Annotated in this window: 10 protein-coding genes; 3 read left to right on the top strand and 7 right to left on the bottom strand. The window is 64.6% G+C overall.

The window, feature by feature from the left end; all coding sequences use genetic code 11:
• Positions 1-18: 18 nt before the first annotated feature.
• Both FPH17_RS06370 and FPH17_RS06365 read right to left on the bottom strand, forming a co-directional pair.
• Positions 19-504 (bottom strand): ribose-5-phosphate isomerase, encoded by a 486-nt coding sequence (locus FPH17_RS06370; protein ID WP_095275570.1) that lies wholly within the window; start codon positions 502-504, stop codon positions 19-21.
• A gap of 39 nt (positions 505-543) precedes the next feature.
• Positions 544-1170, bottom strand: a complete 627-nt coding sequence (locus FPH17_RS06365; protein ID WP_095535388.1) for a mycothiol-dependent nitroreductase Rv2466c family protein — start codon at positions 1168-1170, stop codon at positions 544-546.
• Positions 1171-1239: 69 nt separating this feature from the next.
• Here FPH17_RS06365 and pepN point away from each other — a divergent pair, with 69 nt between their 5' ends.
• Complete coding sequence (gene pepN / locus FPH17_RS06360) at positions 1240-3657, top strand: aminopeptidase N (protein WP_154879248.1); 2418 nt, start codon at positions 1240-1242, stop codon at positions 3655-3657.
• Positions 3658-3666: 9 nt separating this feature from the next.
• Here the strand turns inward: pepN and FPH17_RS06355 are convergent, their stop codons facing one another.
• Both FPH17_RS06355 and FPH17_RS06350 read right to left on the bottom strand, forming a co-directional pair.
• On the bottom strand, positions 3667-4404 hold the full coding sequence (locus FPH17_RS06355; RefSeq protein ID WP_154879246.1) for a GntR family transcriptional regulator: 738 nt from the start codon (positions 4402-4404) through the stop codon (positions 3667-3669).
• Positions 4405-4845: 441 nt separating this feature from the next.
• Positions 4846-5982, bottom strand: coding sequence for a cystathionine gamma-synthase (locus FPH17_RS06350; protein WP_154879244.1), 1137 nt, complete (start codon positions 5980-5982; stop codon positions 4846-4848).
• A 180-nt stretch (positions 5983-6162) separates the two neighbouring features.
• Between FPH17_RS06350 and FPH17_RS06345 the strand changes: the two genes are divergently transcribed.
• Together FPH17_RS06345 and FPH17_RS06340 are read left to right on the top strand one after the other, a co-directional pair.
• Complete coding sequence (locus FPH17_RS06345) at positions 6163-7179, top strand: mechanosensitive ion channel family protein (protein WP_122085258.1); 1017 nt, start codon at positions 6163-6165, stop codon at positions 7177-7179.
• Complete coding sequence (locus tag FPH17_RS06340) at positions 7169-7576, top strand: globin (RefSeq protein ID WP_095275414.1); 408 nt, start codon at positions 7169-7171, stop codon at positions 7574-7576. The genes FPH17_RS06345 and FPH17_RS06340 overlap by 11 nt, the downstream gene beginning before the upstream one ends.
• A gap of 10 nt (positions 7577-7586) precedes the next feature.
• Here the strand turns inward: FPH17_RS06340 and FPH17_RS06335 are convergent, their stop codons facing one another.
• The 3 genes from FPH17_RS06335 to ettA all read right to left on the bottom strand — a co-directional run bounded on the left by FPH17_RS06335 (position 7587) and on the right by ettA (position 10508).
• A complete protein-coding gene (locus FPH17_RS06335) occupies positions 7587-8219 on the bottom strand; it encodes a DUF8185 domain-containing protein (protein WP_154879242.1) in 633 nt (210 codons plus the stop codon).
• Entirely contained in the window at positions 8220-8690 is a 471-nt protein-coding gene (locus FPH17_RS06330) for an acyl-CoA thioesterase (RefSeq protein WP_095547437.1), read from the bottom strand.
• Positions 8691-8837: 147 nt separating this feature from the next.
• Positions 8838-10508, bottom strand: a complete 1671-nt coding sequence (gene ettA / locus FPH17_RS06325) for an energy-dependent translational throttle protein EttA (RefSeq protein WP_095275411.1) — start codon at positions 10506-10508, stop codon at positions 8838-8840.
• Positions 10509-10588: the final 80 nt, after the last annotated feature.

Here is a 10588-nt window from a genome sequence, read left to right as displayed (position 1 = left end):
AGAAGCGTAACCGGGATTTTAGGATTGCGCTGGGTTACCCGGCACCTCCGGAGCCACACCGGTCTCTTCGTACTTCGCCAGGATGTCAATGCGGCGCTGGTGGCGCTCCTCCTCGCTCCATGGCTGGGCGACGAAGGCGTCGACGATCTTCAGCGCCTCCTCCTCGGTGTGCATGCGCCCACCGATGCCGATGAGCTGGGCGTTGTTGTGCTCGCGCGCCAGCTTCGCCGTCTCCTCGGACCAGGCCAGGGCGCAGCGCGCGCCCTTCACCTTGTTCGCGGCGATCTGCTCGCCGTTGCCGGAGCCGCCCAGCACGATGCCGAGCGAGCCCGGGTTCGCCACCACTGCTTCAGCGGCGGCGATGCAAAACGCCGGGTAGTCATCGGCGGCGTCGTACTCGTGGGCGCCGCAATCGATGACCTCGTGGCCTGCGTGCTCCAGGTGGGCTTTGATCTGGTTCTTTCGCTCGAAACCAGCGTGGTCTGCTCCAAGGTAAATTCGCATGCGCACAAGCCTACCTGCCGCCCGGCCCGGTTAGGGCCCCTACGCCTGTTCGCGGACCTGCGGGTCCTCGGTGCGCGAGCGCTTCAGCTCGAAGAAGTAGGGGAAGGAGGCGAGGGACACGGAGGCGTCGAAAAGCTTGCCCGCCTCCTCGCCCTTGGGCACGCGGGTGATCACTGGGCCGAAGAAGGCGGTGTCGCCGAGCTTGACCACGGGCGTGCCGACCTCGTCGCCGACGTTGTCCATGGCCTGCTGGTGGTAGGCGCGCAGCTGGTCGTCGACGACCTCGGAGTTGGCCACATCCGCCAGCTGCGGCGGCAGACCGACCGCGTCGAGGGCCACGCCGATGATCTCGTCGTATCCGCCAAAGCCTTGCTTGCCGCCCTGGCCCTCGGTGTGCACGAGCGTGCCCATCATCGTGTACAGCTCGTCGATCTTGTCGGGGAATTCGTCCTTCACCTTGGTGAACACGCGGGCCGGGCCCCAGTTCGCCTCCATCATGCGGGCGTAGGTCTCCGAGAGGTCGCGGCCGTCATTGAGCACGCTCAGGGACATCGGCACCCACTCGACCTCGATGTCGCGCACCTGCTCGACCTCCTTGATCCAGCGGGAGGTCAGCCAGCAAAATGGGCAAGAAACATCGAACCAAAAAGTGACTTGTTGGGTCATTACATTCTCCTTCGTGTGAGCGGTTGGCCCCCACAGTAGCCACTTCGTGCGTCCGAGTATGTTGGGGCCATGAAAACAAATCTGACTCGGGCCGACGCGCAGCACCGCGCCGCCCTCATTTCCAACGTCCACTACTCCATCGAGCTCGACGTTACTGGCGCCGAGCAGTTCCGCTCGCGCACCACGGTCACCTTCGATTCCCGTGCCGGCGAAACTTCCTTCGACCTGGTCGCGGACTCGTTCACGGCCACCCTGGACGGCTCGCCCGTCGAGGGCCGCGAGCTTTCGCTTACCGACGGCCAACACACCCTCAGCGTCGACGCCACCATCACCTACAACCGCACCGGCGAGGGCCTGCATAAATTCACCGACCCGGTGGACAACAAGGACTACCTCTACACCCAGTTCGAGCCCGCGATGGCGATGAAGGTCTTCGCCTGCTTCGACCAGCCGGACATCAAGGCCACCTACCACATCGCGGTGACCGCACCGGAGTCCTACACCGTGGTCCTCAATGCGCCGACCACGCGCGAGGGCAACACCTGGTCCGCCACCGTGGACTACCCCCTGTCCACCTACCTCATCGCCGTGATCGCCGGCGAGTACGAGCACGTCACCGACACCTACTCCGACGAGCACGGCGAGATCCCCCTGGGCATCTACGCCCGCGCCTCCCTCATGGAGCACCTGGACGCCGACCGCCTGTTCCGCCAGACCAAGGACGGCTTCGCCTACTACCACAAGAACTTCGGCGTGGCCTACCCCTTTGGCAAGTACGACCAAATCTTCTGCCCCGAGTACAACATGGGCGCGATGGAAAACGCCGGCGCGGTGACCTTCCGCGACGAGTACGTGTTCACCTCCGAGCCCACCCCGTACCGCCTGGAGCGGCGCAACGACACCATCCTGCACGAGATGGCGCACATGTGGTTCGGCGACCTGGTCACCATGCAGTGGTGGGACGACCTGTGGCTCAACGAGTCCTTCGCCACCTGGTCCGCCGCCATCGCGCAGACCGAGATCGGCGAGTACCCGGACGCCTGGACCACTTTCGCCGCCGTGGAGAAGGCGTGGGCCTACCAGCAGGATCAGCTGCCTACCACGCACCCGATCGCGGCGGACGCGCCCGACATCGAGACAGCGGAGCAGAATTTCGACGGCATCACCTACGCCAAGGGCGCGTCGGTACTCAAGCAGCTGCAGGCCTACGTCGGCCGCGACGAGTTCTTCGCCGGCGTCCACGAGCACTTCACCAACCACGCCCACGCCAACGCCACCTTCGCTGACCTGCTCTCCGCGCTGGAGAAGTCCTCGGGCCGCGACCTGTCCAGCTGGTCCGAGCAGTGGCTGCGCACCACCGGTGTCTCCGCGCTGCGCCCGGAAATCACCGAGGGTTCCTTCGCCGTCGTGCAGGAATCCGACGTCATGCGCACCCACCGGGTTACCGTGGGGCTCTATTCGCTTATCGACGGCTCCGTCACCCGCACCCACCACGTCACCCTCGACGTCGACGGTGCGCGCACCGAGGTGCCGGAGCTCGCCGGAGTCGACCACGACCTGGCTCTGGTCAACGACGAAGACCTCACCTACTGCAAGATGGGCCTGACCCCCGCGCACCAGCGCTTCGCCCTGGACCACCTGGGTGAGATCACCGACCCGCTGGCGCGCACCCTCGTGTGGTCGTCGCTGTGGGAGTCCGTGCGCGACGGCCAGCTCCCTGCCCGCGAGTTCGTCCGCCTGGTGGCCAAGCACGGCGCCGCCGAGGACCAGCCGAGCGTGCAGGAGCGCCTGCTCGCCCAGGCCACCCTGGCGGTCAAGCAGTACGTCGACCCCGCCTGGCAGGCCGAGGGCTTCCGCCTGCTCAACGACGCCTTCCGCGGCGCCGAGCCGGCCGCAATTTTCGACCGCGCACTTGCCCGCCTCGCCCCGACGCCGGAGACGGTGGACTACCTCAAGCAGCTGCTCGAGCGCTCGGACAATCAGGAGGTGCGCTGGCTGGCCCTGACCAGCCTCATCGCCGCCGGCGAGGCGCCGCTCGAGGACGCGGATAAGGAAGAGGACACCTCGTCCGAAGGTGTGATTTCGCGGCTGCGGTGCCGCGCGACCGTCGAGAAGCGATGGGCATGGGACACGCTGGTCAACGAGGACCTGACCAACCTGGAGGCGCGCTACCTCATGGACGGGCTGAAGTTCAACGGTGACGAGCTCGACGCGTTCACCGACGAGTACTTCCGCGTCGCGCCGGCGCTGTGGGACCGTCTGACCAATGAGATGGCGCAGCGCACCCTCGAGGGCATGTACCCGACCTGGGCGATCTCCGAAGAGGCCGTGCGCAAGGCGGACGCATTGCTTGACGACGCCTCCGTGCCCGCCGGCCTCAAGCGCATCCTCGCCGAGGGCCAGGACCGAGTTGCGCGCGCCGTGCGCAACCGCGCTGCAGACGCTGAAGGCGCTGAAGGCACTGTAGGCGCTGGCGAGGGCTGCTAAGGCGCGGCGCTAGAAGCGCGTGACCGTGCGGAGCTGCGCCACGTCCGGCCGGACGACGATGGTGGCGTAGGCGACGACGAGGCTCCCCTCGTACAGCTTGCGGGTCACGCGCTGCAGTGGCGCATTCGCCGCCATCTGGAGCCGACCGCGCTCCACATCTGTAGCCACGCCGGGGGTGACCACGTCCTCGCGCAGAGTTGCCGCCTCCGGCCGCCTGTCCGCCGTCAAAGTCAGGCTGCTCACGGCGTAGCCTTCCTCGTATCCTGGGCGCACGTAGAGTGTCTCCGAAAACGCCGGGGCCCCGTCGGCGTAGTGCACACGCTCCTCCGCATACACCTTGTCGCTGGCCCCGTCGCTGGCCCCGTCGCCGAGCTCGGCGTCGGTTCCGGCGTCCCCAAAGGCCGCGGCAACGACCCGAGGAGGGGTGATGCGTCCGGAAAACAGCAGTTTGGAGACGATGTCCACCCCTTTCTCCTCCAGCTGCGCCGCCAACCCGGTCGACCCGTTGAGGTCCACGACGGGCGGCAGCGCGCGCACAAACGTGCCCCCGGCTCGGCCGCGCTTGCGCTCAATGATGCCTTCCAGCTGCAACACATCAAGCGCGTGCCGCACTGTCATCCGGGCGACGTGGAACTGGTCGACCAGCTCGCGCTCGGGTGGGAGCTTGTCACCGGGCTTGAGTTCGTGAGACTCAATCCTGGTGCGCAGCGTCTCCGCGATACGGAGATACGCCGGTTTCGTCGCCATAGATACCTTCCCTCGCCCTCCCTCGCGCAAGGGAAAACTCCCAAGACGAGCAACTCGGCCGTAGATTTACGTTCACTTACACGCGGCCGTCAAAATTGTTGAAAACTGCTGTGTAAATTTCTCTTCGATCAACGTTAATCAACAAAGGATGCAGTTACCCTGCATTCTTTCGACATGCCCGTCCGACAGTTGTTATCAAACCAATGGTCTAAACCTGGACGAACGTCACCCTTTCCGACCCTGGCAGCACACACCTAAACGGGGTGTACACCTCCCCCAATCACCCCCAAAAGGTACAATCCGACCGAACATACATGCCATGCATGAAAAGCCTCGAAATTACCCCCTTATTAGGGGTTCAACCTCGATGCAATTTATGCACCCGAAGGTATAACGAGGGCACCAGGCGAACTCGCCGCACCGAGCTTCCTAGCGTCCGGCTTACAACGCCGCCACGGCTTGCTCGAGGTCGGCGATGAGATCGTCCACGTCCTCGATGCCCACCGAGATGCGAACCAGCTCCGGCGGGACCTCGAGCGCCGACCCGTTGACCGCCAGGTGTGTCATGGTCGCCGGGTGCTCGACCAGACTCTCTACTCCACCGAGCGATTCTGCGAGGCAGAACAGCTTCGTGGACAAGCAAAATGCCTTCGCCTGCTCCTCGGTCTGGAATTCGACAGACACCATGCCGCCGAAGCGCGTCATCTGGCGCTTCGCCACCTCGTGGTTGGGGTGCGAGGCAAGCCCCGGGTAGTGGACCTTGGCCACACAGTCCTGGCGCTGGAGGAAATCGGCGACCGCCTCGGCATTATCGCAGTGGCGGTCCATGCGCACCGCAAGCGTCTTCAGACCACGGGCGGTGAGGTAGGTATCAAACGGTGACGGGATCGCGCCGACCCAGCCAAAGAAGAAGCGCAGGTCCTCCTCCAGCTTCGCATCCTTGCCACACACGATGCCGCCAACGACGTCAGAGTGGCCACCGATGTACTTGGTGGTGGAGTGCAGCACCACGTCCGCGCCCAGCTCGAATGGCTTTTGCAGGTAAGGAGAGGCGAACGTGTTGTCTACGACGAGGGTTGCTGCACCTTTGGACCTACTGATTGCCGTGATGTCCGCGATGTTTAGCAGCGGGTTCGTCGGAGTCTCCACCCAAATCACCTTGGTGTTGGGCTGGATCGCCGCAGTGACCGCGTCGGTGTCCGTAATGTCCACCACCGAGTTCTCCACGCCCCACAGCGTGAAGACCTGTTGGATGAGGCGGTAGGTGCCGCCGTAGGCGTCGTTCCCGATGACGATGTGGTCCCCGGGCTTGAGCAGGATGCGCAGTAGGGAGTCAATCGCCGCCATTCCGGAGGCGAACGCCACGCCGTAGTCCGCCCCCTCCAGCGCGGCGACGGTCTTCTCCAGCGCGGTCACGGTCGGGTTACCCACGCGCGTGTACTCGTACCCGCCGCGGAGCTTGGCCAACCCGTCCTGCGCGAATGTGGTGGAGGCGTAGATCGGCGCATTGATCGGTCCGTACAGGCTGTCAGGCTCGTACCCAGCGTGAATTGAATCTGTGGAGAACCCAGAGGTCATCGCGGTACCTTTCTTGTCGTCGCGGCCCCTCCGTGCGACGCATCCGTGCAGCGAGGGGAAGTTTCCCCGAAGTGTAGACCAAGCGGTTCATTTTGGGTGCGGAATGGGCGAATTTTATGCACAGGACGTTCGTTCCGTCTGGCCAGCACCGGCACATCCAGCCGGTTAAGATTGCACCTGATGAGCTATACAACAACACTTCTCGCAGCAGCATCGAACGGCACCGAGGCGCGCGTTGACAGCGCCGTCTCCGGCCTCTCCACCTGGTGGAACGACCCCGACACGCAGCAAAACTTTGTCACCCGCCCCTTGTGGATCCTCCTGATCATCCTCGTGGCCTCCGTGCTGCAGTGGGTGCTCAACCGCCTGATCCGCCGCGGTGCCGAAAACGCAATCAAGAACCCGGGCAGCGGCGTGCCCTTCCGGCGCGGGGAACGCGACGTTGATTCGCCACAGGCGCGCTCGCAGGAGCAGCGCCGGCAGGCACGCATCCGCACCCTGTCAAACGTGGGTCGCTCTGCGGTGGCCATTGTCATCTGGGTATGGGCCATCATGGCCATCCTGGACCAGCTCGGCGTGAACGTCGCCCCGCTCGTGGCCTCCGCCGGCATCGTTGGTGTCGCCCTCGGCTTCGGCGCGCAGTCGCTGGTCAAGGACTTCCTGTCCGGCATGTTCATCCTGCTTGAGAACCAGTACGGTGTGGGCGACGTCATCGCCGTCAATGACGTCGAAGGCACCGTGGAGGACATGACCATGCGCATCACCACGCTGCGCGACATCGACGGCACGCTCTGGTACATCCGCAACGGCGACATCGAGCAGGTTGGCAACAACTCGGATCGCTTCTCGGTCGCCCGCATGGAGGTCCCCGTCTCCCTGTTCGCTGACCCATCGAAGGCCGCAGACGTGATCCTGGATGCCGCCCGCGCCGCTGCTCAGAGCGAGCGCATCCGCCGCGACATCATCGGCGAGCCCGAGCTCCTCGGCGTATCCAGCTTCACTACCGACCACCTCACCTACCGCGTTACCGTAAACACCATGCCCGGCGCGCAGTGGGGCGTGAGTCGTTTCATGTACGAGCAGATCCTCGAGGCGATGCAGGAAGCCGACGTCCGCCTGCCGGGCTCCGAACCCACCCTCGTGCGCAATGACCCGCGCGACAAGATCACCGAAAGAGGGCCCTCCAATGACCAGTAACCCGCAGGAGCATTCGCTTTACGACGCCCTTGGCGCCGACTTTTTCCAACGCCTCGTCGAAGGCTTTTACAACCAGGTCAAAGAAGACGACCTCATCGGCCCGATGTACCCGGACCAGGACTGGGACGGCGCGCAGGACCGGCTCCGTTGGTTCCTCGTGCAGTACTGGGGCGGTCCCCGGACCTACCAGGAAAAGCGCGGCAACCCCATGCTGCGGCGCCGCCACTTCCCCTTCCCCATCGGCGAGCCAGAGGCGGATAGGTGGCTGCACCTCATGGAAAATTCGCTGAACCAGTTTTCGGACGAGGAGCTTCCCGAGGCGTACCGCTTCGCCCTGTGGAACCACATGCAGCGCGTCGCCTACATGATGATCAACCAGGGTCCGCGCGCGTACTAAACGAGGGCGATTAGACGAACAGCCCGAGTCCTGTTGAGTGGTAGACGGACCCAAACGGGGCGTCGAGACGCACCCAGCGCCCCGCGGTGGACACTCGCAGGTGGCGCGGGATGTCAATGGGGGCAGCAAAGCCCGGGATAAACCCCAGCGACGTGCAGGTAAAAATCATTCGCATGGGGATCTCCACTGGGCTTGCAGACTCCGCGTCGGCGGTCAGCACCGTCGAGTCCAACAGCGACTTCGGCGGCCCCATCGGCCCGGAAAACTGGCGGGCAAGCTCTCGTCCCTTGTCGGCGAGCTGGCGCGCCACCGAAACTGGCACCTCGTCGCGCACCGTAAACCCCTCGCGCGGGGGCAGAGCGCCGGGCCAGTTGGGGTCCCGCGCCGCACCAACTTCGGCACTGCCTGCCTGCAACGCAGCCAACAGATCGCTCGCCGCCACCACTGCCCCATCGCGAGAGGCCTCGCCGCTCACCCGGCGCGACGCGATGCAGTCGAAGGGAGTTGTGACATAGACGTCGACCGCGGGGGCGCCTGCGTCGAGCGACTGGAACCGGGCCGACGCGGAGGCGTCGAGGCCGGTGGCCCGGCCGATCAGCGCTGTCAGCCCCGGAGCGCCGTCCGTAATGCGGAGGGACTCCATTTACTCCTCGCCAGCTTCGTCGATGCTCGAGGCAACGCGGGTCAGGATGCCGATTTCCTTCTGGGTGATCTGTCGCGGAGACGTCGTCGCGGTGTCCACGGTGACCTGCACGGTTTCCACCACGCAGCAGATGTGGCCTTGCGCGTCCTTAATCTCCTGGCGCGTGGTGAAGGAGGTGTTGCCCAGCCGCACAACCTCGGTGTCCACGGTGACCTCGGTAGTGTTGGGCAGCAGCGGGCGGATGTAGTCCGCGTCAACGCGGCGGACAAACACGACGAACTCGTGGCCCTGCGCCTCGAAGAACTGCTGCGCAAACGCCAGGCGCGCCTCCTGGGCGAGCTCGATGTAGGCGGAGTTGGTGACGTGGCCGTACCGGTCAAAGTCGCCCCAGCGCAGCGAAACCTTGTGAGTATGCGGGGCCCCGGCGCCGTTCGCGCTTGCGGTCTCGCCGTGTCCTGGTTGCTCAGCCATATTCTCCACTCCAAACTTCGCGGGTATGCGGTGCACGTACTGCCGACATGCTACCCCACAATCAACGCCCCGCCACGGAACCAGTGTGAGCTGGCTCTCGGTGCGGGGCGTGAAGCGGGAGGCCGGGTGGCGTCGAGAAGCGTGTGCCTAGCGCGTCAGCTTGCGGTGCGTGACGCGGGACGGCTTCGCGGCCTCTTCGCCCAGTCGCTCGACCTTGTTCTTCTCGTAGTCGCCGAAGTTGCCTTCGAACCAGTACCACTGGCCTTCCTCAACGTTGCCTTCCCAGGCGAGGATGTGGGTGCAGGTGCGGTCCAGGAACCAGCGGTCGTGCGAGATGACCACGGCGCAGCCCGGGAATGCCTGCAGCGCGTTTTCCAGCGAGCCCAGGGTTTCCACGTCGAGGTCGTTGGTGGGCTCATCGAGCAGGATCAGGTTGCCGCCCTGCTTCAGCGTGAGCGCCAGGTTGAGACGGTTGCGCTCACCGCCGGAGAGGACCTTGGAAGGCTTCTGCTGGTCAGCACCCTTGAAGCCGAAGGCGGACAGGTACGCGCGCGAGGGCATCTCGTTCTGGCCAACGTGGATGTAGTCCAGGCCGTCCGAGACGACCTCCCACACCGTCTTCTCCGGGTCGATGTTGGCGCGGTTCTGGTCCACGTAGGACAGCTCGACTGTCGAGCCCACCTCAACGTCGCCGGAATCCGGGTCCTCGAGACCCACGATGGTCTTGAACAGGGTGGTCTTACCCACGCCGTTCGGGCCGATCACGCCAACGATGCCGTTGCGCGGCAGGGTGAACGAGAGGTCCTTGATCAGCGTGCGCCCGTCGAAGCCCTTGTTCAGGTTTTCCACCTCGACGACCTTATTGCCCAGGCGCTGCGGGGTCGGGATCTGGATCTCCTCAAAGTCCAGCTTCTTGTACTTCTCCGCCTCTGCCGCCATCTCTTCGTAACGCTCCAGGCGGGCCTTGTTCTTTGCCTGGCGAGCCTTCGGCGAGGAGCGAACCCAGTCCAGCTCCTTCTTCAGGCGCTTCTGCAGCTTCTGGTCCTTCTTGCCCGCGACCTGGAGGCGCTCCTGCTTCTTCTCCAGGTAGGTGGAGTAGTTGCCCTCGTACGGGTAGAGCTGGCCACGGTCAACCTCGCAGATCCACTCCGCGACGTTGTCCAGGAAGTAGCGGTCGTGCGTCACAGCAAGGACGGCGCCCGGGTAGTCCTGCAGGTGGCGCTCCAGCCACAGCACACTCTCCGCGTCGAGGTGGTTGGTCGGCTCGTCCAGCAGGAGCAGGTCGGGCTCGGACAGCAGCAGCTTCGCCAGCGCCACTCGACGGCGCTCACCACCCGACAGGTTGGTCACCGGGGAATCCGACGGCGGGCAGCGCAGCGCTTCCATCGCCTGCTCGATCTTGGAGTCGACCTCCCACGCGTCGGCCGCGTCGAGCTCCTCCTGGAGCTTGCCCATTTCCTCCATGAGCTCGTCAGAGTAGTTCGTCGCCATCTCTTCGGCGATCTGCTCGAAGCGGGCCTTCTTTTCAAAAATGTCGCCGAGGCCCTCCTCGACGTTCTCGCGGACCGTCTTCTCCTCGTTCAGCGGCGGCTCCTGCAGCAGGATGCCCACCGACGCGCCGGGCTGGAGAAATGCCTCGCCGTTGTTCGGCTGGTCAATTCCCGCCATGATCTTGAGCAACGACGACTTACCAGCGCCGTTGGGGCCCACGACACCGATCTTGGCGCCGGGGTAGAAAGCCATAGTGACGTTGTCCAGAATGACCTTGTCACCGATGGCCCTGCGAACGTTTTTCATCGTGTAGATGAATTCAGCCACGTGAAGTCCCCTCTTGTGAATTCGACTGCGAAATTGGCGTAAATGCTTTCCACAGACTACATCATTTCGGGGCCTCCACA

The sequence above is a fragment of the Corynebacterium gottingense genome, from assembly GCF_007559235.1.
In the GTDB taxonomy this organism is placed as follows: Bacteria; Actinomycetota; Actinomycetes; order Mycobacteriales; family Mycobacteriaceae; genus Corynebacterium; species Corynebacterium gottingense.
This window is presented reverse-complemented; position numbering and strand designations above follow the sequence as displayed.